Here is a 24129-nt window from a genome sequence, read left to right as displayed (position 1 = left end):
GCCGCGCAGGACCGGCGCACCGGCGACGGGGATCAGGCGCAGCAGTCCGGGTCCAGGCCGACCGGCAGCGCCGTCCCCGAGAAGACCCCGCACGTCGCCTCGTCGCCGCCGAGCGCGGCGACCGCGAGGAGCAGGGAGCCCGCCGTCCAGGTGGTCAGCTCGACGGGCCAGATCGCGGCGTCCTCGAAGACGTAGCCCGTCCAGTACAGGCCCGACTCGGGGTCGCGCAGGTGCTGGATGGACTTCAGGACCTCCAGGGCCCGGTCGGATTCGCCCAATACCCAGAGGGCCAGAGCGAGTTCGGCGCTCTCGCCGCCGGTCACCCACGGGTTGGGGTGCACGCAGCGCACGCCGAGGCCGGGGACGACGAAGCGGTCCCAGCCGTCCTCTATGCGGGACTTGGCCCGCGGTCCTGTGACGGCGCCGCCGAGGACCGGGTAGTACCAGTCCATGGAGTAGCGGTCCTTGTCGAGGAAGCGCTCGGGGTGGTGGCGGATCGCGTGGCCGAGGGCGCCGGTCGCGAGCTCCCAGTCGGGCTGCGGGTCGTCGCGCAGGTCGGCGAGGGCGAGGGCGCAGCGCAGCGCCTGGTAGACGGATGAGCAGCCGGTGAGCAGGGCGTCCGGCACGGGGGTGCCGTCGGGGTCGCGCTTCCAGCCGATCTGGCCGCCGGGCTGCTGGAGTGCGAGGACGAACTCGACGGCGGCGACGACGACCGGCCACATGCGGTCGAGGAACGCCTCGTCGCCGGTGCTCAGGTAGTGGTGCCAGACGCCGACGGCCACGTACGCGCAGAAGTTGGTCTCGCGGCCGCGGTCGGTGACGTCGTCCGGGTCGCCGTCGGCGTACGCCGCGTACCAGGAGCCGTCCGGGTTCTGGTGCCGGGCCAGCCACTCGTAGGCGCGGGCGGCGGCCGCGTGCTCGCCGGCGGCGTCCAGGGCCATGGCGGCCTCGGTGTGGTCCCACGGGTCGAGGTGGTGGCCACGGAACCAGGGTATGGCGCCGTCCTCGCGCTGGACGGCGAGGATGCCGCGGACCGTCGCCGTCGCCTGATCGGCCGTCAGAACGCCCGGCAGGACCAGGTGTTCGGTGCGCTCGGGAATCGTCACGCCCCGGCCTTCGTGTCGGCGGCCGGGTCGGTGGCGGTGGCGGCGGGCAGGTGCGGCTTGGTCGCGTACGCCACGAAGCTCTTGCCGATGAGCGGGTTGAGCGCCTGCTCGGCGACCTTCGTCGCCAGCGGCTTCTTCATGATGTCCCAGACCAGGAGCTTGTGGTACGCCCGCACCGGCAGCGCCTTGTCGTTGTCGACGCCGAACGCGCACTTGAGCCACCAGTAGGGCGAGTGCAGGCCGTGCGCGTGGTGCGTGCCGTACGGCTTGAGGCCCGACTCCCGCATCTTCGCGAGGAGTTCGTCGGCCTTGTAGATGCGGATGTGGCCGCCCTCGACCTCGTGGTAGGCGTCGCTGAGCGCCCAGCAGATCTTCTCGGGGCCGTAGCGCGGCACGGTCACGGCTATCCGGCCGCCGGGCTTGAGGACCCGGACCATCTCGGCGAGCACGCCCTTGTCGTCGGGGATGTGCTCCATCACCTCGGAGATGATCACGACGTCGAAGGACTCGTCGGGGAAGGGCAGGTTCAGGGCGTCGCCCTCCATGGCGGTGGCGCTCGCGCCCGCCGGGGCCTCGCCCGCCTCCTTCATCGCCGCGAACCACTTGGCGACCTCGCGGATCTCCTCCGCGTTCTGGTCCAGGGCGACCACCCGGGCGCCGCGCCGGTAACACTCGAAGGCGTGACGGCCCGCCCCGCAGCCCAGGTCAAGCACGCGGTCCCCCGCGGCGAGCGGGAAGCGGGTGAAGTCGACGGTCAGCACGTGGCCCTGCTTTCGGGTTGAGGTCCTGCAACTTCGCCGCGGGCCGCGGCCCCGGCCGTCGGCAGCGCGTGGCCGCGGGCCACCGCGCGGGCGGCACCCCGGCCCGCGGAGCGTTCGATCGCCGCGCGGTACAGCTCCGCGGTGCCCTGGGCGGCGCGGGCCCAGGTGAACCTGTCGAGGACCCGGGCCCGGCCCGCGGCGCCGAGCCGCGCCCGCAGCTCCGGGTCGTCAAGGAGCCGGGTGAGGCCCGTGGCGAGCGCGCCCGCGTCGCCCGGGGGCACCGCGAGGCAGGTGTCGCCGTCGCGGCCCGCGACCTCGGGGATCGCGCCGCCCGTCGTGGCGAGCAGCGGCGTGCCCGTGGCCATGGCCTCGGCGGCGGGCAGCGAGAAGCCCTCGTACAGGGAGGGCACGCAGGCGATCTGGGCCGAGCGGACCAGGTCGACGAGCTCCTCGTCGGTGATGCCCTTGACGAACTCGACGGCGCTTTCGAGGCCGTACTTCTCGATGGCCTGCGCCACCGGGCCGTCCTCGGCGCGCTTGCCGACGACGACGAGGTGCGCGGCGGGGTTCTCGGTGCGGACCTTGGCGAGGGCCTCGACGAGGTGGATCAGGCCCTTCAGCGGTACGTCCGCGCTGGACGTCGTCACGATCCGGCCCGGCACCTCGGGCACCGCCGGGTCGGGCGAGAAGAGGTTCGTGTCGGCGCCGATGTGGACGACGTCGATGCGGTCGGGGCGGACGCCGAGGTGGTCGACGATCTCCTGGCGAGAGGTGCCGGACACCGTGAGGATCGACGGCAGGCGGCGGGCGACGCGCTTCTGCATCCGCGTGAACGCGTACCAGCGGCGGACCGAGGCGCGGCGCTTCCAGTCGGGCGCGGCGTCGAGCTCCAGGCGGCGGTCGACGGTGATGGGGTGGTGGACGGTCGTCACCAGGGGGGCGCCCAGGTCGCCGAGGAGGCCGTAGCCGAGCGTCTGGTTGTCGTGCACGACGTCGAACTCGCCGCGCCGGGCGCGCAGGTGGCGGCGGGCGCGCAGGCTGAAGGTGACCGGTTCGGGGAAGCCGCCGGTCCACATCGTCGCCACTTCGAGGGCGTCGATCCAGTCGCGGTACTCGTCGCGCCTCGGGGTGCGGAAGGGGTCCGGGGAGCGGTAGAGGTCCAGGCTCGGCAGCTCGGTGAGGCCGAGGCCGCGCAGGTCCTCGCCCTCGTCGAGCACGGGGTAGGGCTGCGCGCCGATGACCTCGACGCGGTGGCCGAGGCGGACCAGCTCGCGGGAGAGGTGGCGTACGTAGACGCCCTGGCCGCCGCAGAACGGGTTCCCCTTGTACGTGAGGAGCGCGATGCGCAGCGGGCGGTCGCCGTCGGCGGCCGCGCCCGGCGGCACGTCCGGTGTCGTGCCCGGCACCGGCCCCGGCAGGGGACCCGCCTCCATGGCCTCAGCGGTCACTCTGGCCCCCTTCTGCCTTCAGTTGTCCGCGAGATTACGCCGGGACGGTAATGTAGAACAAGTTTCAGACTTGTTCCCGTCATGATCGTCCTTGATCGCCGGACCCGCTCGAATCTACCGGCAGGTAGCCGGACCGGAAGGTCCGGATCAGGTGATTCGCGCCACGGCGGCCGCCCTGCCATGCTGTGCGGTCCCGATGGACGGGAACAGGACGCGAACGGCACGGGGACTGGGCGGAAGCGATGGACACCGCTGACGGGACTGACGGGGCGACGGGACTATGACGGCTGACGCGAAGACGGCTGGAGCGGGCGCGGCACATCCGGCGTCCCCGCCCCTCACCGAGCGCCAGGAGGCGCGCCGCCGCCGCATCCTGCACGCGAGCGCCCAGCTGGCGAGCCGGGGCGGCTTCGACGCGGTCCAGATGCGGGAGGTGGCGGAGTCGTCGAGCGTCGCCCTCGGCACGCTCTACCGCTACTTCCCCTCGAAGGTGCACCTGCTCGTCGCCACGATGCAGGACCAGTTGCAGCACATGCACACCACCCTGCGCAAACACCCCCCGGCCGGGGAGACCCCGGCGGAGCGGGTCGCGGAGACCCTGATGCGGGCCTTCCGCGCCCTCCAGCGCGAGCCGCACCTCGCGGACGCCATGGTGCGCGCCCTCACCTTCGCCGACCGGTCGGTGAGCCCCGAGGTCGACACCGTCTCGCGGCTCACCACGGCGATCGTCCTGGACGCCATGGGCCTGGACGGACAGCCGACCGCGGCGCAGCTCTCCGCGGTGCGGGTCATCGAGCACACCTGGCACTCCGCCCTGATCACCTGGCTCTCGGGGCGCGCCTCGATCGCCCAGGTCAAGATCGACATCGAGATGGTGTGCCGTCTGATCGACCTGACGGTGCCCGACCCGGCCTGACGGCCCCCGCCCCCCGGGGGCCCGCCGGACACTCCCTAGTCCTCCGGCGGGAACACGACCTCCCCGCTGCCGAGCAGGGTCAGGGTGATGGCCTCGACGGGGCAGCTCTCGGCTGCCTCCAGGATCTTCTCGGCGGCGTCCGTCTCGGGGCGCGTGGGGTGCGACTGGCGGGCGGTGTCGAGGGTGAAGCCGTCCGGGGCGGTGCCCACGCACATGCCGGAGCCGATGCACACCGACCGGTCGACCTCGACGTGCCAGCGGTCGCCCATCAGGCACCGCCCCCGTCGGTGGCGGGCTCGTACCCCGGCGGCAGGTGGATCATCTTGTGCTCGAAGTACTCGCCGTAGCCCTCGGGCCCGAACTCCCGCCCGAGGCCGGAGTTCTTGTAGCCGCCGAAGGGGCCGAGCATGTCGAGGCTGAAGGTGTTCACGGAGTACGTGCCGGTGCGCACCCGGCGCGCCACGTCGATGCCGCGCTCGATGTCGGCGGTCCAGACGCTGCCGCTCAGGCCGTAGTCGGAGTCGTCGGCGATGCGCACGGCCTCGTCCTCGTCGCCGTACGGGAGCAGGCAGATGACGGGGCCGAAGATCTCCTCGCGGGCTATGCGCATGGAGTTGTCGACGCCGCCGAAGAGCGTCGGCTCCACGTACCAGCCCCGGTCGAGCCCGGCGGGGCGGCCGCCCCCGGCGAGGATCTTGGCGCCCTCCTCCTGCCCGATCCGGATGTAGTCGAGGGAGCGGCGCTGCTGGCGCTCGGCGACCAGCGGGCCGAGCTCGGTCTCGGGGTCCATCGGGTCGCCGACCTTCAGGGCGGACGCGGCGGCGGCGAAGGCGTCGGCGAACTCGTCGTAGCGGGAGCGCGGCAGCAGGATGCGGGTCTGGGCCACGCACGCCTGGCCGTTGATCATCCAGGCGAAGGGCACGATGCCGGCGACGGCGCCCGCGAGGTCGGCGTCGGGCAGGATCACGGCGGCCGACTTGCCGCCGAGTTCCAGGGTGACGCGGGTGAGGTTGTGCGCGCAGACCTCCATGACGCGTTTGCCCGCGGCGACGGAGCCGGTGAAGGACACCTTGTCGACGCCCGGGTGCGCGACCAGGTACTCGCTCACTTCCCGGTCGGCCGAGAGGATCGAGAGCACGCCCTCGGGCAGGCCCGCCTCCGCGGCGATCTCGGCGAGGACGTACGCGTCCAGGGGCGCCTCCGGCGAGGTCTTCAGGATCACCGGGCACCCGGCGAGCAGCGCGGGCGCGAGCTTGGCGGCGGCGGTGAACTGCGGGACGTTCCAGGGGACCACGGCCGCGACGACCCCGACGGGCTCGCGCCGCACCAGGATCCTCCCCAGCGCCCCGTCCCGCGCCTGTTCGTACGTGAAGCCGCGCGCGGTGGTGATCGCCGCGTCCCACACCATCATCGACGACAGCGCCTGCACCATCACCGAGGCGGTGTACGGGGTGCCGTTCTCGGAGCTGATGACCCGCGCGATCTCGTCGTGCCGCGCCCCGACCCCGTCCTTGATCCGCTCGACGACCGCGATCCGCTCCGCCGTCGTCATCCGCGGCCAGGGCCCCTCGTCGAAGGCCTTCCGGGCCACCGCGACGGCCCGGTCCACATCCGCGGGCGCGGCGTGCGGCACCCGCGCGAACACCTCCCCCGTGTGCGGCGAGACCACCTCGATGACGTCCTTGCCGAGCGGGTCGACCAACTCCCCGCCGATGAACAGCTGTCCGTGTTCCACGAGCTCGGTCATGACTGACTGCCTCCTGCGGCTGCTTGCCAATGCTGCGGCTGCTGCTACGCCTCGGACGCCTTGTCGCACACTTTCTGACGCCGTTTCAGAACTGATACCAGTTCTAGTTATAGTGGGCAATGGCCGCGCACCCGCGCCGAGTCGGGCTCGGCGGAGGCGGCGGGGCGAGGCACCCGGCGGCGAGGGGGAACGGATGGCGCAGGCGAGCGAGGCGCACGTGTTCGCGCACGGCGGGGGTGTGTGGAGCATTCGGGTGCCCATCCCCGACAACCCCCTCGGGCACACCCTCGTACACCTCATGGACACCGATCGGGGGCCCGTCCTGATCGACACCGGGTGGGACGACCCGGAGTCGTGGGACACCCTCGTCACGGGGATCGCCGCGTGCGGGGCCGACGTCGGGGACGTGCACGGGGTGCTGATCACGCACCATCACCCCGATCACCACGGGCTGTCCGCGAAGGTGCGGGAGGCGTCGGGGGCGTGGATCGCGATGCACGACGCCGACGCGGACGTCGTGCGGCGCACCCGCGAGCACGCGCCCGCCCGCTGGTACGGATACATGGCGGACAAGCTCGCCGCCGCCGGCGCCCCCGCCGAGCACGTGGCCCCGCTCCTCGCCGCCCGGGACGCGGGCCGCACGCCGCGGCTCCCCGGCCTCGCCCCCGCCCTGCCCGACCGGTCCATCACGCCCGGCGACCTCGTCCCCCTCGCGGGCCGCGCGCTGCGGGCGATCTGGACCCCGGGGCACACCCCCGGCCACGTCTGCCTGCACCTGGAGGAGGCCCACCCGGCCGGGCTGCGCGGGCACGGCCGCCTCTTCTCCGGCGACCACCTGCTGCCCGGCATCACCCCGCACATCGGCCTGTACGAGGACCCCGACGACGCCACCGTCACCGATCCTCTCGGCGACTACCTGGACTCCCTGGAGCGGGTCGGGCGGCTCGGCGTCGCCGAGGTGCTGCCCGCCCACCAGCACGCCTTCACCGAAGCCCGGCCGCGCGTACGGGAGTTGACCGACCATCACGAGCAGCGCCTCACGCACCTGCGCACCCTGCTCACCGAGCCCCGCACCCCCTGGCAGCTCGCCGAGCGCATGGAGTGGAACAGGCCCTGGGCCGACATCCCCTACGGCTCCCGGAACATCGCGGTGTCGGAGGCCGAGGCGCACCTGCGGCGCCTGGTGAAGCTGGGGCGGGCGGAGGCCGTGGCGGGGAGCGATCCGGTGACGTACGTGGCGGGCGGGGCGTAGCGGCACGCAGCCGTCACCAGCCCTCGTCCCCCCGCAGCACCGCGTCCGCGCCCCCGTCGATGAACACCACCTGGCCGGTGACGTGGGTGTTCTCCGGCGCGATCAGGTGGTCGACGAGCGGGGCGACCTGCTCGGGGTCGGCGTAGCCGTGCAGGGGCATCGGGACGCCCGCGTCGGCGACGGCGCGGAGTTCGGGGTTCTCCAGCATGGCGCGGCTGAGCGGGGTGCGGATGATGCCGGGGGCGATGACGTTGAGGGGGATCCCGGCGCCCGCCCAGGCGTCGGTGACCGAGGCCCGGCGCACCCAGCGGACCAGGGCGCGCTTCGCGGAGGCGTACACGAGCCGCCCCTCGCCGCGGTCGACGGCGGCGCGCGCGGCGGCCACGGCGGCTTCCTCGTCGTCCGCGAGGACGGCGGCGACGATCGCCGGGTCGGTCTCGTGCACGGCGGCGACGGACGACACGGCGAGCGCGCGCGGGTCGCGCCCCGCGGCGAGCAGCGGCCGCAGGTCCGCGAGCGTCGCGATGGCGCCGAAGCCGTTGACCCGCACGGTCATGGGGTCGTACGCGGCGACCCCCGCGCACGCCACCACCGCGTCGAGCCGCCCGCCGCCCAGCTCGGCGGCGGCGTCGGCGAGCAGCGCCCGCCCTTCGGCGCTCCCCAGGTCGGCCTGGATGTCGACGCCGTCGGTGTCCTTGACGTCGGCGCCGAGGACCCGGTGGCCCCGCCCGGCCAGGCGGCGCGCGACGGCCCGGCCGATGCCGGACGCGGCGCCGGTCACGAGACAGACACGGACGCCGTCGCGCCCGCCGGGACCGAAGGGCCGCGCTGTCACAGTGCTCACCATCCGTGCTCCCCCTCAACTCCCGTACCCCGAGGCCCAGGCCAACGTAACGCCGCCCCGGCTGCCCCTGCCAGACCGCGCCCGGGGGCACGCCCCTGGCCGGGGCGCGCGCCGGAGCGGGGGCGGCGGGTGGCCGTGCCGGGCCCCGGGCGGCGGGCTACGGGCCGGTAGAGTGGGCGGGTCGTCTCATGCGCGTACGAGGGGAAGCCGGTGGAAGTCCGGCGCTGACCCTTCCCCAAGCTCTCGGCTTCGCTCGAGCAGGGGAGGCCCCAATCCGTGAAGCCGCGAGCAGTCCGTCGCGGCAAGCCGGAACGCCTCGTCCGCCGCATGACCGGCTCGCGTCATCGGATCGTGCCGATGGCCGGCACCGTCGAGGCATACGGAGCCGGAGCCGCCCGGTGCCCCTCCGTGCCGTGCTGCCCGGCCCCCCGCAGGGAGAGGCACCCGCCGCATCATGAACGTTCGCCGCAGCGCAGCTGCTCTGGCCGTGGCCGTCGTCGCCCTCGGCACCGCCGCCGCCCCGGCCGCCTTCGCCGACGACGCCTCGCCGTCCCCCAAGGGGCCGCTGCCGTCCGGTCTGTACGGCAAGAAGGACCCGCAGTTCGACGGCGTGTTCCGGCAGTCGTACGCCCTGCTCGCGCAGAAGACCGTGGGCGTCACCCCGGCCGCGAAGGCCGTGGACTGGCTCACCGGTCAGCAGTGCGCGAGCGGCGGCTTCGCGGCGTACCGCGCGGACGCGAGCGAGCCCTGCAACTCCAAGACGCAGGTCGACTCGAACTCCACCGCCGCCGCGATCCAGGCGCTGCACGCCGTCGGCAACGAGTCGAACACGGTCAAGAAGAGCCTCGACTGGCTGAAGTCCGTGCAGAACCAGGACGGCGGCTGGGGCTACAACCCGGGCCTGCCCAGCGACGCCAACTCCACCGGCATCGTGATCGGCGCGCTCGCCGCCGTCGGCGACAAGCCCGCGACCGTGAAGTCCCAGAAGGGCAAGTCGCCGCTCGACGCGCTCACGAAGCTCGCCATGGACTGCGGCAAGGACGGCGGCGCCTTCGGTCTCGCCGACGCCAAGTCCGGCAAGCTCGCCCCGAACGCCGACGCCACCGCGGCCGGTGTGCTCGGCGGCCTCGGCCAGGGCCTGGTGCCCGTGAAGGGCAAGAAGGCCGACGCCGCGCCGAAGTGCGCGCAGCCCGACACCGCGGGGCAGGCCGCCGCCAACGGCACCGGCTACCTCCTGAAGACCCTCGCCAAGACCGGCCACCTCACCTCCGCCATGCCCGGCTCCGAGGACCAGCCGGACGTCGGCAACACCGCCGACGCCGTGGTCGCGCTCGCCGCGGCGGGCCAGCGGGAGCAGGCCGAGAAGTCCGGCGAGTGGCTGTCGGAGAACTCCGCCGCCTGGGCCAAGGAGAGCGGCCCCGCCGCCTACGCCCAGCTGGTCTTCGCGGCCCTCGCCGCCGACATGGACGTCCGCGACTTCGGCGGCGCCGACCTCGTCAAGCAGCTCAACGCGCAGGGCCCGACGCCGAAGGCGATCAGCGAGGTCACCGTGGGCGCCAAGGAGAAGGACGAGAAGAAGGACGACGACGGCTCCGGCGTCAGCGTCTGGTGGATCGTCGGCGTCGGCCTGGTCGCGGGCGCGGGCATCGGCTTCCTGCTCAGCGGCCGCAAGAAGAAGAACCAGCTGTGATCCGGCGCCACCCGGGGCGCGGCCGCCTCACGGTGGCCGCCCTGCTCACCGCCCTGCTCACCCTGCCCGCCGCGCTCCTCGCCGGGGGCCCCGCCCACGCGGCCGACTACCGCTACTGGTCTTTCTGGCAGCGCGGCGAGGGCAGCAGCGACGGCGCGTGGGTGTACGCGACGCAGGGCCCCTCCATCGCCCGGCCCGACGACGGCGACGTCGAGGGCTTCCGGTTCGCCGTGTCCGCGAACTCCGGCAGCGCCGCGAAGCCGCGCGGCGCCGCGGACTTCGACACGATCTGCGCGGACACCCCGGCGAAGGACGGCCAGAAGCGCGTCGCGCTCGTCGTGGACTTCGGCACGCCGGACGACGCCCCCGGCGGCGAGCAGCCGCCGAAGCGGCGTACGGCGTGCGCGCGGGTCGACTCCGACGGGACCACCGCCGACGCCCTCGCCGCCGTCGCCAAGCCGCTGCGCTACAACAGCTCCGCGCTGCTGTGCGCGATCTCCGGCTACCCGGAGCAGGGCTGCGGCGAACAGGTCTCCGGCAAGGAGTCCGGCGGCAAGAGCGACAAGGGAGACAAGGCAGACAAGACCGCGTCGGCCCAGGACGCCGGGGACGGCGACGACGGCGGCCCCTCCGTGGGTCTGCTCGCCGGGGTCGCGGCGATCGTCGCGCTCGGTGCCGCCGCCGTCTGGCAGGCCCGCCGCCGCCGTGGCTGACGCGTCCGCCGACCGGCTCGTCCCGCGGCGGCGCCTCGCGCCCCAGGCGCACCGCTCCAACGCGCTGCACCCGGGCGCCTGGTGGCTGTGGGCGCTCGGCCTCGCCACGGCCGCGTCCCGCACCACCAACCCGCTCCTGATCGGGCTGCTCATCGGCGTCGCCGGGTACGTCGTCGCGGCCCGGCGCACGTCCGCGCCGTGGGCCCGCTCCTACGGCGCGTTCGTGAAGATCGCCCTCGTCGTCATCGGCATCCGGCTTGTCTTCGCGATCGTCCTGGGCTCGCCGATCCCCGGCACCCACCTCATCGTGACGCTGCCCGAGGTGCCGCTGCCGGACTGGGCGCAGGGCGTGCGCATCGGCGGCCGGGTCACCGCGGAGGGCGTCCTGTTCGCGCTGTACGACGGGGTGCGCCTGGCGGGCCTGCTGATCTGCGTGGGCGCCGCCAACGCCCTCGCCAGCCCGGCCCGCCTCCTCAAGTCCCTGCCCGGGGCGCTCTACGAGGTCGGGGTGGCCGTCGTCGTCGCGATGACGTTCGCGCCGAACCTGATCGGCGACGTCCAGCGGCTGCGCGCCGCCCGGCGCCTGCGCGGCCGCCCGGACAAGGGCGTACGGGGGCTGCTCCAGGTCGGCCTGCCCGTCCTGGAGGGCGCCCTGGAGCGTTCCGTCGCCCTGGCCGCGGCGATGGACGCGCGGGGCTTCGGCCGCACCGCCGCCGTGCCCGCGCGGGTGCGCAGGACGACGGCGGTCCTCACGCTCGGCGGCCTCATGGGGGTCTGCGCGGGTACGTACGGGCTGCTCACCGCGGACGGCACGACGTACGGCCTGCCGGTGCTCGCCGTCGGGCTCGGCGCCGCGCTCGGCGGGCTCTGGCTCGGCGGGCGGCGTTCGGTGCGCACGCGCTACCGGCCGGACCGGTGGGGGGTGCGGGCCTGGCTGGTCGCCGGTTCCGGTGCCGCGGTCGCCGCCCTCATGATCGCCGCGAACTCGTCCGCCGCGGCCGCCGCCCTGCACCCCGGGGTGGTCCCGCTGGTCGCCCCCACCCTGCCGCTGCTGCCCGCCGCGGCCGTCCTGATCGGCCTGCTCCCGGCGTTCGTGGCCCCGGTGCCGCCGCCCGCCGAGGCACCCGTGTCCCCCCACGCCCGCCGCGCCCGCCGCAACGCCGAGGAGAAGACCTCATGACCATGATCCGGTTCGAGGACGTCTCCGTACGGTACGAGGGCGCCGCCGGGCCCACCGTCCAGGGCGTCGACCTGGACGTGCCCGAGGGCGAACTGGTGCTGCTCGTCGGCCCCTCCGGTGTCGGCAAGTCGACTCTGCTCGGCACGGTCAGCGGCCTCGTCCCGCACTTCACCGGCGGCACCCTGCGCGGCCGCGTGACCGTCGCGGGCCGCGACACCCGCACCCACAAGCCCCGCGAGCTGGCCGACGTGGTCGGCACGGTGGGCCAGGACCCGCTCGCCCACTTCGTCACCGACACCGTCGAGGACGAGCTGGCGTACGGCATGGAGTCCCTCGGCATCGCCCCCGACGTGATGCGCCGCCGCGTCGAGGAGACCCTGGACCTGCTCGGCCTCGCCGAGCTGCGCGACCGCCCCATCGCCACCCTCTCCGGCGGCCAGCAGCAGCGCGTCGCGATCGGCTCCGTCCTCACCCCGCACCCCCGCGTCCTGGTCCTCGACGAACCGACGTCGGCCCTCGACCCCGCCGCCGCCGAGGAGGTGCTCGCCGTCCTCCAACGCCTCGTCCACGACCTCGGCACCACCGTCCTGATGGCCGAGCACCGCCTGGAACGCGTCGTGCAGTACGCCGACCAGGTCCTCCTCCTCGCCGCCCCCGGCGAACCCCCGCTCCTCGGCGACCCGGCCGAGGTGATGGCCGTCTCACCGGTGTACCCGCCGGTCGTGGGCCTGGGCCGCCTCGCGGGCGCGACGCCGCTGCCGCTGACGGTGCGGGACGCGCGGCGGCGGAGCGGGGGATTGCGGGAGCGGTTGGCGCGGGTGGCGCCGGACGACGCGAAGGCCGGGGCCGGGAAGCCGAGTGCCGCGAAGGCGGGGGTCGCGGGGGCGAGTGCCGCGATGCCGGAGTCCGCTCAGGCGGGCGCCGGGAAGCCGGGGGCGGTCGCGCCCGCCGACGCCCCCGCCGCCCGGGTCGGCGGGCTCGGCGTGCTCCGGGGCCGGGTCGAGGCCCTGCGCCGGGTCGACCTCACCGTCTCCCCCGGCGAGACCGTCGCCCTGATGGGCCGCAACGGCGCGGGCAAGTCCACCCTCCTGTCCACCCTGGTCGGCCTGCTGCCGCCGACCTCCGGGACCGTGCGGGTCGGCGGCGCCGCTCCGCACCGGATGCCGCCGCGCGAACTGATCCGGCACGTCGGCCTCGTACCGCAGGAGCCGCGCGACCTCCTGTACGCGGACACGGTCACGGCCGAGTGCGCCGCCGCCGACCGCGACGCGGACGCGGCGCCGGGCACCTGCCGGGCCCTGGTGGCCGAGCTCGTCCCCGGCATCGCGGACGAGACGCACCCCCGCGACCTGTCCGAGGGCCAGCGCCTGGCGCTCGCCCTCGGACTCGTCCTGACCGCGCGCCCGCCCCTGCTCCTGCTCGACGAGCCGACCCGCGGCCTGGACTACGCGGCCAAGGCCCGCCTGGTCACGATCCTGCGCGACCTCGCGGACCGCGGCCACGCGATCGTCCTCGCCACGCACGACGTGGAACTGGCCGCCGAGCTGGCCCACCGGGTGGTGATCCTCGCCGACGGCGAGGTGGTGGCCGACGGCCCGACGGCGAATGTCGTGGTGTCGTCGCCGTCGTTCGCACCCCAGGTCACGAAGGTGCTCGCGCCGCAGCCGTGGCTGACGGTGACGCAGGTGCGGGAGGTCCTGGAGGCTCTGGAGGCGACCGATGAGTAGCGCCCCGAAGGGGCGCGGGGAACTGCGCGCCCAGCGACGAACGACCCGCAGCGGGCAGCCGGTCCGACAGGCCGGGCAAGTGCGCCCCGTCCGCCTGGGTCGCCGGTCCGTCGCCGCACTGGCCCTGGTGAGCGGCGTCGGCGTCGTCGCCTTCGGATGGCCCCTGCTCGCCGGGTCGGACTCGGGCCTCAGCGCACACGCGAAGGACGCCCCGTGGCTGTTCGCGGCGCTCCTTCCCCTTCTCCTCGGCGTGGTCGTGGCGACGATCGCCGACGTCGGCCTGGACGCGAAGGCCATCGCGATGCTCGGGGTGCTCGCCGCGGCGGGGGCGGCCCTGCGTCCCCTCGGCGCGGGCACGGCCGGGATCGAGCCGATGTTCTTCCTGATGGTGCTGAGCGGGCGGGTCCTCGGGCCGGGCTTCGGCTTCGTGCTCGGGGCGGTGTCGATGTTCGCGTCGGCGCTGCTCACGGGGGGCGTGGGGCCGTGGATGCCGTTCCAGATGCTGGCGATGGGGTGGGTGTGCATGGGGGCGGGGCTGCTGCCGGGCCCCCACACCCTGCGCGGACGGGGCGAGCTGTACGTGCTCGGGGCGTACGGGGCGGTGTCCTCCGTCCTGTACGGCACCGTGATGAACCTCCAGGGCTGGCCCTACATCGGCGGCCTCGCCACCGGCGTCTCCTTCGTCCCCGGCGATCCGGTCGGCGAGAACCTCGCCCGCTTCGTCGCGTACTGCCTGGCCACCTCACTCGGCTGGGACCTGCCCCGCGCCGTCGTCACGGTCGTCCTCAGCGTCACGCTCGGCCCGGCCGTCCTGAAGGCGCTGCGCCGGGCGACCCGGCGGGCCGCGTTCGAGACGCCGGTCACATTCGAGCCCTCGCAGCGGTGAACGGCCTTGCGCGTTCTGTGAGGAAACGGGTGGGTGGCGGGTGAGGCGGCCCACAGGACTTTGGTCCTCTACTACCGGGGCCCGTAGCCGCTCCCCCTTGTCGCGTACGCGCCAATCTCCGCGCTGACCTGCGGATTGAGACCCAGCTCACACGAGGGTCGTCCGGCACGGGTGCGAGTGCCACTAGTAAGAGGGGTCATTGCGGCGGCGTAACAGCCCTGCTTCTCTGGATGAGTCGCACGGCGCCGACGAGCCCACCCGGGCCTCGGCGCCGAGGCATTCCCCCCGCGGTCCGCGTGACCACGGCGTGCCGCGACCGCCCCTGTTCCCCACGGAAGGTCCCTCTGTGTCCGTCTCCATCCTCCGCCGCATCGCCTCCCCGAAGAAGGCCCTCGCCGCCGGCGCCGTCACGGCCGCCGCCACCGGCATGGTCTTCGCTGCGGCCCCCGCCCAGGCCGCCCCGGCGGCTGCGACCTCCGACTCGGCCAAGGCCGTGGCGCAGCGGATGATCGCGGACGACGCGCAGTTCCAGTGCTTCGACCGCATCGTCTCCCACGAGAGCGGCTGGGACGTCAACGCCAAGAACGCCTCGTCCGGCGCGTACGGCCTGGTCCAGGCCCTGCCCGGCTCGAAGATGGCCTCCGCGGGCGCCGACTGGCAGACCAACCCCGAGACCCAGATCAAGTGGGGTCACGCGTACATGAAGGACCGCTACGGCAGCCCGTGTGGGGCTTGGAGCCACTGGCAGGCGAACGGCTGGTACTGATCCTGGCCCCTGGGCCTCGACCAGCTCCGGCTGAGCGAAGAGGGCGGCACCCCGCGTGGGGTGCCGCCCTCTTCGCGCTCTCCCCCAGCCCCGCGAGGGGCACCCCCGAATCGGCGCTCCGCGCCTCGTCCTCACACGCCGGACAGGCTTTCTCCCACCCACCCGCCCCCACCATGCGTTCGGCCGGGCAGTCGGCACCTTCAGGCCCACCCCGGCTGCATTTCAGCCCGTCCGGCGATTGAGGACGAGGCGCGAAGCGCCGATTCGGGGGAGGACTGTCCCACCCGCCACGGGACGCCTGCCCCCTGGGGTCCAGGGGCGCAGCCCCGGTTAAGGGAAAGGGGCGGGACTGGGGCGTCCCACGCGGGCTACAGGCGCTGCAGGATCGTCGCAGTCGCCACCGCACCCCCCGCACACATGCACACCAGGGCGAACTCCTTGTCCGCCCGTTCCAGCTCATGGAGGGCGGTGGTCAGCAACCGCGCCCCGGTGGCTCCGACCGGATGCCCGAGAGCGATCGCTCCCCCGTTGACGTTCACCTTCTCCAGGTCCTGCCCGAAGACCTGCGCCCAGCTCAGCACGACGGAGGCGAACGCCTCGTTGATCTCGACCAGATCGATGTCCGCCAAGGACATCCCGGCCTTGCCGAGCACGGCCCGAGTGGCGTCGATCGGCCCGTCGAGGTGGAAGTGCGGATCGGCCCCGACCAGCGCCTGCGCGACGATCCGCGCCCGCGGCCGCAACCGCAGCGCCCGGGCCATCCGCTTGGAGGTCCACAGCAGCGCCGCCGCCCCGTCGGAGATCTGGGAGGAGTTGCCCGCGGTGTGCACGGCGGTGGGCATGACGGGCTTGAGCCGCCCGAGCGCGTCCATGGAGGTGTCCCGGGGCCCCTCGTCGCGGTCGACGAGCCGCCACATCCCCTGCCCCGCGGCCTGCTCGGCCTCGTCGGTGGGCACCTGCACGGCGAACGTCTCGCGCTTGAACCGCTCCTCGCCCCAGGCGACGGCCGCCCGCTCCTGCGAGATGAGCCCGAGGGAGTCGACGTTCTCCCGGCTGAGCCCCCGCTTGCGGGCGATCCGCTCGGCCGCCTCGAACTGGTTGGGCAGGTCGATGTTCCACTCGTCGGGGAACGGCTTGCCGGGCCCGTGCTTGGAGGCGGACCCGAGCGGCACCCGCGACATGGACTCGACGCCGCAGCTGATGCCGACGTCGATGACGCCGCCCGCGACCATGTTGGCGACCATGTGCGCGGCCTGCTGGGACGAGCCGCACTGGCAGTTGACCGTCGTCGCCCCGGTCTCGTACGGCAGGCCCATGGTGAGCCACGCGGTGCGCGCGGGGTTCGCGGACTGCTCGCCGGCCTGGGTGACCGCGCCGCCGACGATCTGCTCGACGCAGTCGGCGTGGATGCCGGTGCGGCCGAGGAGTTCGCGGTAGGTCTCGCCCAGGAGATAGGCGGGATGGAGGTTGGCGAGCGCGCCCCCGCGCTTGCCGATCGGCGTGCGTACGGCTTCGACGATGACAGGCTCAGCAACCACAGACTCGTCCTCTCCTCCACAGCCCGCGGGGCATCCCGGCATCCCGCACGCCATAACTAGTACGCGTTCTAGTTATCCCACCAGTCTGCTGAGCCCGACCCCACCCCCGCAAGGGTCGTGCACGCACCGCCCGCACAACAGGCGCCCAAAGCGATGCGTCAAGGGCCTTGCCACTTGTAGAACCCGTTACTACGTTGCGACGCATCTCCTGATGACCCGTCAGATCAACGTCTGGAGTTGCCGATGCCCTGTCCCGCGCTGCCCGACGGGTTCGACTTCACCGATCCCGATGTGCTGCAAGACCGCGTGCCCTTCCCGGAGTTCGCGCGGCTTCGGCAGTCGGAGCCGGTGCGCTGGATCGCCCAGCGGCCGGGCGTCGCCGGTTTCGGGGACGCGGGGTACTGGGCCGTGACCCGGCACGCCGACGTCAAGTACGTCTCCACGCACCCGGAGTTGTTCTCCTCGAACCTCAACACCGCCGTCATCCGCTTCAACGAGTCGATCAGCCGCGACCAGATCGAGGTCCAGAAGCTGATCATGCTCAACATGGACCCGCCCGAGCACACCCGGGTGCGCCAGATCGTGCAGCGCGGCTTCACCCCGCGCGCCATCCGCTCCCTGGAGGACGCCCTGCGCAGCCGCGCGCACCGGATCGTCGAAGCCGCCCTGGAGAACGCCGCCGCCGACGGCTCGTTCGACTTCGTCACCCAGGTCGCGGTCGAGCTGCCGCTGCAGGCCATCGCCGAGCTGATCGGCGTACCGCAGGAGGACCGCTCGAAGATCTTCGACTGGTCCAACAAGATGGCGGCGTACGACGATCCGGAGTACGCGATCACCGAGGAGGTCGGCGCCGAGGCCGCCATGGAGATCGTGTCGTACGCGATGAACCTGGCCGCCGCCCGCAAGGAGTGCCCGGCCAAGGACATCGTCAGCCAGCTGGTCGCGGCGGAGGACGAGGGGAACCTGTCCTCCGACGAGTTCGGGTTCTTCGTGATCCTGCTGGCCGTCGCGGGCAACGAGACCACCCGCAACGCCATCACCCACGGCATGCACGCCTTCCTCACCCACCCCGACCAGTGGGAGCTGTTCAAGCGCGAGCGCCCGGCGACGACCGCCGAGGAGATCGTGCGGTGGGGCACGCCCGTGGTGTCGTTCCAGCGCACCGCCACCCAGGACACCGAGGTGGGCGGGGCCCGGATCAAGAAGGGCGACCGCGTCGGGATCTTCTACTCCTCCGCCAATCACGATCCCGAGGTCTTCGAGGACCCGGACGTGTTCACCATCACGCGCGACCCGAACCCGCACCTCGGCTTCGGCGGCGGCGGCCCGCATTTCTGCCTCGGCAAGTCCCTCGCCGTGCTGGAGATCAACCTGATCTTCCAGGCCATCGCCGAGGCCATGCCCACGCTCCGCCTGGCCGGCGACCCCCGCAGGCTGCGCTCGGCCTGGCTCAACGGGGTCAAGGAACTCCAGGTCAGCACCCGCTGACCCGGCGGAAGGGAGGCAGGGGCACACCCCTACGCCCCGCCCCTGCCTCTCCGCCGCCCCACCGGTTCCCGCCCACGGAAACGGACCCAAGAAATCCGCCAAAAGTTCACTTGATCGGCAATCATCGCCAACGTTTTCGTCGAACACAGCGTCTTGGGAGGTGTACCTGAGCCCTCCGACCCTCCACGACGTCGAACGGAAACGGTGACCGTGGTCTCTGCCGACCTCTCGATCCTCCCGACCGGCAGCTCACCCACGGAACGGAAGAATCCCTTCCGCCGTGCCGTCCGCTCCTTCTGCCGACGCCACCGCATACCGGTCCTCGCCACCGCCCCCACCCTTCCCCTGTACGCGCTGTGGGCGGCGTTCCTCGCCACCGGCGGCGGCGACCTCGCCGCCCAGCAGGCCTGGGCCAGATTCGCCTCCGACCACGGCTCGGCGGCGTACAGCCTGTTCTGGTACGGCGGCATGCACACCGCCAACTACAGCCTGATATCCCCGTACTTGATGGCCGCGATCGGCGTGAAGACCGTCACGGTCCTGTCCGGCGTCGCGGGGGCCTGGCTGGTCGCCGTGCTCATCGAGCGCGCGGGCGTGCGCCGCCCGCTGTGGCCCGCGGTCCTCGCCTCCCTCGCCGTGTGGTGCAACGTCGCGTCGGGGCGCACCACGTTCGCCCTCGGCCTCGCCTTCGGGCTCGGCGCGGTCCTCGCGCTCCTGTGCGCGAAGCGCCTGACGGTCGCGGTGGTGTGCGCGGCGCTCGCCACCATGGCCTCCCCGGTGGCGGGCCTGTTCCTGCTCGTCGTGGGGTCGGGCTACTTCTTCGTACGGGAGTGGGGGCGCGCCGCCGCGCTGCTCGCGCCGCCGGTCGTGGTGGTCGGTGTGACGACCCTGCTCTTCCCCTTCAAGGGCGAGCACCTGATGTGGGCGGACCGGATCTTCCCGCCGGTGTTCTTCAGCCTCGTCCTGGTGGTGGCGGGGCCGCGGGAGTGGCGGGTGCTGCGGTGGGGGGCGGGGGTGTACGCGGTGGGGACCGTCCTGGTGTACCTCATCCCGTCACCGATCGGCACGAACGTCGAGCGCCTCGCCGAACTCGTCGCGCCCGCCCTGCTGCTCGCGGCCCTGCTGACCCCGGCGCTTCCGGTGATGCGACGGATGGCGCTGGTGACGGCCCTGGTCCTGTCGACGGCGTGGGTCGCGCAGAAGACGGCCGACGACCTGGAGGTGTCCACCGTCGTCCCGGCCTGGGCGACGGACACCCAGGCCGTCGTCCGGGAACTGAAGCGGCTCGGCGCCGACCGGGGCCGGGTCGAGGTGGTACCGGCCCGCAACCACCGCGAGGCCACCGCGCTCGCGCCGTACGTGAACATGGCGCGCGGCTGGAACCGCCAGCTCGACATCGAGCGCGGCCGCCTCTTCTACGACGGCTCGTTCTCCGCCACGACCTACCGCGCCTGGCTCGACAAGTGGGCGGTCGGCTTCGTCGTGCTGCCGTCCGGGCGGCCCGACGGGCCCGCGCTCGACGAGGCCGCGCTGGTCAGGAGCGGCCCGAAGTGGCTGGAGCCGGTGTGGAAGGACAAGCACTGGCGGATCTTCCGCGTGCGGAACGCGGTGCCGATGGCGTCGGCGCCCGCCTCCGTCGTCCGCTCCACCAGCACCGACGTGGTGGTGCGGGTGCCGGAGCGGGGCTCGGTGACCGTGCGGATCGTGTACTCGCCGTGGCTCCGGGCCGAGGGTGCGTGCCTGAAGCCGAACGGCGAGTTCACGGAGCTGACGGTGCAGACGCCCGGCACCTACCGGATCAGCTCGGGGTACGGTCGCCCTTCGCGTCCTTCGGCGTGCTGAGGGCGTCCTTCGGCGTGCTGAGGACCTTCTTCGGCTTGCCGTCCGGGTCGTCCGGCGCGCCGGGCGGGTCCGCGGGGAGCCCCGCCATCGCCGGCTTCAGCCCCGTCCCGACCTTGAGGACCTGCTTCACCCGCGGCCCCTGGAGCAGGTACGTCAGACCGAACCCGGCGCCGACGACGGCCGCGCCGCCCACCGCGTCCAGGATCCAGTGGTTGCCGGTGCCGACGATCGCGCAGACCGTGAAGAACGGGTGCAGCAGGCCGAGGGCCTTCATCCACCACTTGGGCGCGAGGATCGCGATGGTCAGACCGCACCACAGGGACCAGCCGAAGTGCAGCGAGGGCATCGCCGCGTACTGGTTGGTGAGCTTCGTCAGCGTGCCGTAGTCCGGCTGCGAGAAGTCCTGCACGCCGTGGATGGTGTCGATGAAGTTGAGGTCCTCCATCAGCCGCGGCGGCGCGAGCGGGTAGCCCCAGAAGCCGATGAGCGCGAGCAGCGTGGCGAAGCCGAGCGCGGAGCGCGCCCAGCGGTACTGGGCGGGGCGGCGCAGGTACAGGATCGCGAGGACGCTCAGCGGCACCACGAAGTGGAACGACGTGTAGTAGAAGTTGAAGAAGCTCTCCATCCAGGGCGTGCGCGCCGTCAGCTGGTTGAACCAGTGCTCGATGTCGATGTGCAGGAACTGCTCGATGGAGTGGATCTGCTCGCCGTGCGTCTCGGCCCGCTCCCGGCCGCCGGAGATGGTGCCGCCGGTCGCGGCGAGGCGGGTCTGCTGGTACGCGGAGTAGCCGACGCGGATGAGGAGAAGTTCCAGGAGCAGGTTCGGGCGGGTCAGGACGCGCCGCCAGAACGGGAACAGCGGCACCCACTTCCAGCGCGCCGGGACGGGATCGGCGTACGAGGTGGGGATCGGCCGCTGGTACTCGGGAGCCGTGCGGGACAGGAACGGCACGATCAGCGCGGAGGCGAGCGCGGCGAGCAGGACGACGTTGTCGCGCAGCGGGTCCAGGACCGACATGTTCGGCAGCATCATCTTCGACGGCAGCGTCATCACCAGCACGACGGCGATCGGCCACACGTACCGGTCCGACGCCCGCTTGCCGACCCGGCCGACGACGGCGAGCAGCAGCCACAGGAGCTGGTGCTGCCAGCTGGTCGGGGACACGGCGATGGCGACGCAGCCCGTGAGCGCGACGGCGAGGAGCAGTTGCCCGTCGCGGGCGTAGCGCACGGCCCGGCGCAGGCCGATGAAGGCGACGCCGGCGCCCAGGCCGAGGAAGAGCCCTATTTCGAGCGGTCCCTCCAGGCCGAGGCGGAGCAGGGCGCCGTGCAGCGACTGGTTGGCGTTGGCGTCCGGGTTGGCGCCGAGGCCGGCGCCCGCCAGGTGGTGGATCCAGTACGTCCACGAGTCGTGCGGCATGGCCGCCCAGGCGACGGCGGTGGCGGCGGCGAAGGTGGCGCCCGTGGACAGGGCGGCCTTCTTGCGTCCGGTGAACCACAGGAGCGGCGCGAACAGGAGCACGGTGGGCTGCAGGGCCGCGGCGAGGCCGATGAGGATGCCGCTGGCCCGCTCCCCGCGCACGGCGAAGCAGCCGAGGAGGACGAGCAGGACGGGGATGATGCTGGTCTGGCCCAGGTGCAGGGTGTTGCGCACCGGCAGGGACAGCATCAGCAGGGAGATCGCGAGGGGGGCCGCGAGCAGCGAGGTGCGGCGCGAGACCGGCTGCGGCAGCGCGCGGGCGGCGACCAGGCCGAGGACCACGACGAGGCCGAGGGTGCCGAACGTCCAGGCCCAGCCGAGGGCGTCCTCGGCGACCCGGGCGAACGGCTTGAGGACGAGTCCGGCGAAGGGGGTGCCGGTGAACTTGTCCGCGTCGTACAGCGAGCCGTTCACGTGCAGCACGCCGTTCGGCCCGACCCAGGTCTCCCAGTCGATCAGGCGCTCGCCCTTGGGGGTGCGCAGGACGACGGCCGCCTGGCGGACGGCGAGGACGGCGGCGATCAGCCAGAGGGCGACACGGACCGCTCCGATACGCCCCTCGGGTGTCCCGGATGCCCCCGCGCCCAAGGCATTCCCCGGTCCCCTGTGCTCAACATTCGCCACGCCCTGTCGGCCCTCCCGCCCCATCCGTCATCCTTGATCAAAGTGCCAGGAGATTACTGATCTCGCCCAAAGAGGCTCGCATGCCCCTGAGTGAGACGCGCGCAACCCCCAGTTCGCCTGGCAGCCACACCCGCTTTCTACCGGCTTTTGGGCGCCGGTGCCCAACCGCCCCGCTGCGACCGTGCTGCTCGGTGGCCGTTTCCGGGGCCGGCCCGGGGGCCGGTTCCCCCGGTTTCACGGGACTCATTCAGGCAAGGACGGCGGGAACCCCCCTGCCCGGTTCCCCCGCCCGGACGCGACATAGATCACATGGGGCCCATGCCGTCCCCGCCGGAAGTACCCCCGTTTGGCCTGAATACAGGGCGATTGCGAACACTGCGCGATCACTCCCGCACCCCCCGTAATGATGGTTACTGCACCTAAAGTCACCGGGTCCTTGTCGTCCACGAAAGGCAGGCGAGCGAGCCCTTGCCGACCGCGCAACACGTCGGACCCCGCACCCCCGCGGCCCCCTCCCCCACCGGGACGGACCCCGCGCCCGCAGCGACGCCGGCGGACCCCGCCGCGGCCGCCACCGTCACGGACCCCGCGCTGGTCAAGCGCGCCGTGAAGGCCGCCGCGCTCGGCAACGCCATGGAGTGGTTCGACTTCGGGGTCTACAGCTACATCGCGGTCACCCTCGGCAAGGTCTTCTTCCCCTCCGGCAACCCCACGGCCCAGCTGCTCTCGACGTTCGGCGCCTTCGCCGCGGCCTTCCTGATCCGTCCGCTCGGCGGCATGGTCTTCGGCCCGCTCGGCGACCGCGTGGGCCGCCAGAAGGTCCTCGCCCTCACCATGATCATGATGGCGGCGGGCACGTTCGCGATCGGCCTGATCCCGTCGTACGCCAGCATCGGCGTCTGGGCGCCGGTCCTGCTCCTGGCCGCCCGCCTGGTGCAGGGCTTCTCCACCGGCGGCGAGTACGCGGGCGCCGCCACGTTCATCGCCGAGTACGCGCCCGACAAGAAGCGGGGCTTCCTCGGGAGCTGGCTTGAATTCGGCACCCTCGCCGGATACATCGGCGGCGCGGGCCTCGTGACCCTGATGACGGCGCTGCTCTCCAGCGACGACCTGCAGTCCTGGGGCTGGCGCATCCCGTTCCTCATCGCCGGGCCCATGGGGCTCATCGGCCTCTACCTGCGCACACGCCTGGAGGAGACCCCGGCGTTCGCCGCGCAGCTTGCCAAGGCCCACGAGGACGAGCGGGCACGGCCCAAGGTGCGGATCCGGGACCTGGTGACCGGGCAGTGGCGGGCCCTGCTCCTGTGCGTCGGGCTCGTCCTGGTCTTCAACGTCACCGACTACATGCTCCTGTCGTACATGCCGAGCTATCTCACCGGTGAGCTGGAGTACGACGAGACGCACGGGCTGCTCGTCGTGCTGGTCGTCATGGCCCTGATGATGTGCGCCCAGCCGTTCGTGGGCGCGCTCACGGACCGGGTCGGCCGCCGCCCCGTCATCGCCGCGGGCTGCACCGGATTCCTTCTCCTCTCCGTCCCCGCCCTGCTCCTCATCCGCAACGGCTCCCTGTGGGCCATCGGGCTCGGCATGGCTGCCCTCGGTCTGCTCCTGGTCTGCTTCACCGCGTCCATGCCGGCGACCCTCCCCGCCCTCTTCCCCACCCCCGTCCGCTACGGCTCCCTCTCCATCGGCTTCAACGTGTCCGTCTCGATCTTCGGTGGTACGACGCCGCTGGTCGTGACCGCGCTGATCGGGGCCACGGGGGACGTGATGATGCCCGCGTACTACATGATGGCGGCGGCGGTGGTCGGCGGCGTCGCCGTCTGGTACCTCAAGGAATCGGCGGGCCGCCCCCTCCCCGGCTCACCCCCGTCCCTGGAACCGCGGGCCGACCACCCCTGACCCGACAGGATCGCGCTGCGCGCTCGTCCTCAAACGCCGGACGGGCTTTCTCCCACCCACCCGCCCGAACTCGCACCATCTGACCAACAGCCCGGCACATCCAAGCCCGTCCGGCGATTGAGGACGAGGCGCGGAGCGCCGATCGAGGGCGCCCCCGTCCCACGGCAACGGGACACCCACCCCCGGGGTCCAGGGGCGAAGCCCCGGTTTCGGGAAGGG

The 24129-nt window shown here is 73.1% G+C and carries 19 protein-coding genes; 11 read left to right on the top strand and 8 right to left on the bottom strand.

Annotated features, from left to right (window positions below):
• Window positions 1–32: 32 nt before the first annotated feature.
• Genes AB6L24_RS07940 through AB6L24_RS07930 form a run of 3 tightly spaced genes read right to left on the bottom strand, consistent with a single transcriptional unit; the run spans window position 33 to window position 3315 of the window.
• Window positions 33–1106 (bottom strand): prenyltransferase, encoded by a 1074-nt coding sequence (locus AB6L24_RS07940; RefSeq protein ID WP_405653630.1) that lies wholly within the window; start codon window positions 1104–1106, stop codon window positions 33–35.
• Window positions 1103–1867: a class I SAM-dependent methyltransferase gene (locus AB6L24_RS07935; protein WP_405653627.1), complete on the bottom strand. Its 765-nt coding sequence runs from the start codon at window positions 1865–1867 to the stop codon at window positions 1103–1105. The genes AB6L24_RS07940 and AB6L24_RS07935 overlap by 4 nt, the downstream gene beginning before the upstream one ends.
• Window positions 1861–3315 (bottom strand): glycosyltransferase family 4 protein, encoded by a 1455-nt coding sequence (locus AB6L24_RS07930; protein ID WP_405653625.1) that lies wholly within the window; start codon window positions 3313–3315, stop codon window positions 1861–1863. The genes AB6L24_RS07935 and AB6L24_RS07930 overlap by 7 nt, the downstream gene beginning before the upstream one ends.
• Before the next feature lie 280 nt (window positions 3316–3595).
• Between AB6L24_RS07930 and AB6L24_RS07925 the strand changes: the two genes are divergently transcribed.
• Entirely contained in the window at window positions 3596–4231 is a 636-nt protein-coding gene (locus tag AB6L24_RS07925; RefSeq protein ID WP_405653623.1) for a TetR family transcriptional regulator, read from the top strand.
• Window positions 4232–4266: 35 nt separating this feature from the next.
• Here the strand turns inward: AB6L24_RS07925 and AB6L24_RS07920 are convergent, their stop codons facing one another.
• The gene (locus AB6L24_RS07920) at window positions 4267–4500 is read right to left on the bottom strand and encodes a ferredoxin (RefSeq protein WP_030358469.1); all 234 of its coding nucleotides are present in this window, start codon (window positions 4498–4500) and stop codon (window positions 4267–4269) included.
• On the bottom strand, window positions 4500–5978 hold the full coding sequence (locus AB6L24_RS07915; RefSeq protein WP_405653621.1) for an aldehyde dehydrogenase: 1479 nt from the start codon (window positions 5976–5978) through the stop codon (window positions 4500–4502). The genes AB6L24_RS07920 and AB6L24_RS07915 overlap by 1 nt, the downstream gene beginning before the upstream one ends.
• A gap of 193 nt (window positions 5979–6171) precedes the next feature.
• Between AB6L24_RS07915 and AB6L24_RS07910 the strand changes: the two genes are divergently transcribed.
• Window positions 6172–7230: an MBL fold metallo-hydrolase gene (locus AB6L24_RS07910; RefSeq protein ID WP_405653619.1), complete on the top strand. Its 1059-nt coding sequence runs from the start codon at window positions 6172–6174 to the stop codon at window positions 7228–7230.
• A 13-nt stretch (window positions 7231–7243) separates the two neighbouring features.
• On the opposite strand, the gene AB6L24_RS07905 is transcribed toward AB6L24_RS07910, so the two are convergent.
• Entirely contained in the window at window positions 7244–8074 is an 831-nt protein-coding gene (locus AB6L24_RS07905; protein ID WP_405653617.1) for an SDR family oxidoreductase, read from the bottom strand.
• 454 nt (window positions 8075–8528) lie between these two features.
• Here AB6L24_RS07905 and AB6L24_RS07900 point away from each other — a divergent pair, with 454 nt between their 5' ends.
• The 6 genes from AB6L24_RS07900 to AB6L24_RS07875 all read left to right on the top strand — a co-directional run bounded on the left by AB6L24_RS07900 (window position 8529) and on the right by AB6L24_RS07875 (window position 15036).
• A complete protein-coding gene (locus AB6L24_RS07900) occupies window positions 8529–9764 on the top strand; it encodes a prenyltransferase/squalene oxidase repeat-containing protein (RefSeq protein ID WP_405653615.1) in 1236 nt (411 codons plus the stop codon).
• On the top strand, window positions 9761–10477 hold the full coding sequence (locus AB6L24_RS07895; RefSeq protein ID WP_405653613.1) for an SCO2322 family protein: 717 nt from the start codon (window positions 9761–9763) through the stop codon (window positions 10475–10477). The genes AB6L24_RS07900 and AB6L24_RS07895 overlap by 4 nt, the downstream gene beginning before the upstream one ends.
• Window positions 10470–11657, top strand: coding sequence for an energy-coupling factor transporter transmembrane component T (locus tag AB6L24_RS07890; RefSeq protein ID WP_405653611.1), 1188 nt, complete (start codon window positions 10470–10472; stop codon window positions 11655–11657). Before AB6L24_RS07895 ends, AB6L24_RS07890 begins: the two co-directional genes overlap by 8 nt.
• Window positions 11658–11659: 2 nt before the next feature.
• A complete protein-coding gene (locus AB6L24_RS07885; protein WP_405657085.1) occupies window positions 11660–13384 on the top strand; it encodes an ABC transporter ATP-binding protein in 1725 nt (574 codons plus the stop codon).
• Complete coding sequence (locus tag AB6L24_RS07880) at window positions 13377–14270, top strand: ECF transporter S component (RefSeq protein WP_405653609.1); 894 nt, start codon at window positions 13377–13379, stop codon at window positions 14268–14270. Before AB6L24_RS07885 ends, AB6L24_RS07880 begins: the two co-directional genes overlap by 8 nt.
• A 346-nt stretch (window positions 14271–14616) precedes the next feature.
• A complete protein-coding gene (locus AB6L24_RS07875) occupies window positions 14617–15036 on the top strand; it encodes a transglycosylase SLT domain-containing protein (protein WP_030358479.1) in 420 nt (139 codons plus the stop codon).
• A 368-nt stretch (window positions 15037–15404) separates the two neighbouring features.
• On the opposite strand, the gene AB6L24_RS07870 is transcribed toward AB6L24_RS07875, so the two are convergent.
• A complete protein-coding gene (locus AB6L24_RS07870) occupies window positions 15405–16574 on the bottom strand; it encodes a steroid 3-ketoacyl-CoA thiolase (RefSeq protein ID WP_405653606.1) in 1170 nt (389 codons plus the stop codon).
• Between the two features lie 243 nt (window positions 16575–16817).
• Between AB6L24_RS07870 and AB6L24_RS07865 the strand changes: the two genes are divergently transcribed.
• Together AB6L24_RS07865 and AB6L24_RS07860 are read left to right on the top strand one after the other, a co-directional pair.
• A complete protein-coding gene (locus AB6L24_RS07865) occupies window positions 16818–18062 on the top strand; it encodes a cytochrome P450 (protein ID WP_405653604.1) in 1245 nt (414 codons plus the stop codon).
• A gap of 210 nt (window positions 18063–18272) precedes the next feature.
• Entirely contained in the window at window positions 18273–19904 is a 1632-nt protein-coding gene (locus AB6L24_RS07860; RefSeq protein WP_405657084.1) for a hypothetical protein, read from the top strand.
• Here the strand turns inward: AB6L24_RS07860 and AB6L24_RS07855 are convergent.
• A complete protein-coding gene (locus tag AB6L24_RS07855; RefSeq protein ID WP_405653602.1) occupies window positions 19861–22008 on the bottom strand; it encodes a bifunctional glycosyltransferase 87/phosphatase PAP2 family protein in 2148 nt (715 codons plus the stop codon). The genes AB6L24_RS07860 and AB6L24_RS07855 overlap by 44 nt on opposite strands.
• Window positions 22009–22476: 468 nt before the next feature.
• Here AB6L24_RS07855 and proP point away from each other — a divergent pair, with 468 nt between their 5' ends.
• Window positions 22477–23910, top strand: coding sequence for a glycine betaine/L-proline transporter ProP (gene proP / locus AB6L24_RS07850; protein WP_405653600.1), 1434 nt, complete (start codon window positions 22477–22479; stop codon window positions 23908–23910).
• Window positions 23911–24129 lie beyond the last annotated feature (219 nt).

Origin of the sequence: Streptomyces sp. RK9, assembly GCF_045070545.1 — a bacterium.
Lineage (GTDB): Bacteria > Actinomycetota > Actinomycetes > Streptomycetales > Streptomycetaceae > Streptomyces > Streptomyces alboflavus.
Note: the sequence above shows the minus strand (reverse complement) of the source record. Positions and strands in the feature narration are given on the sequence as shown.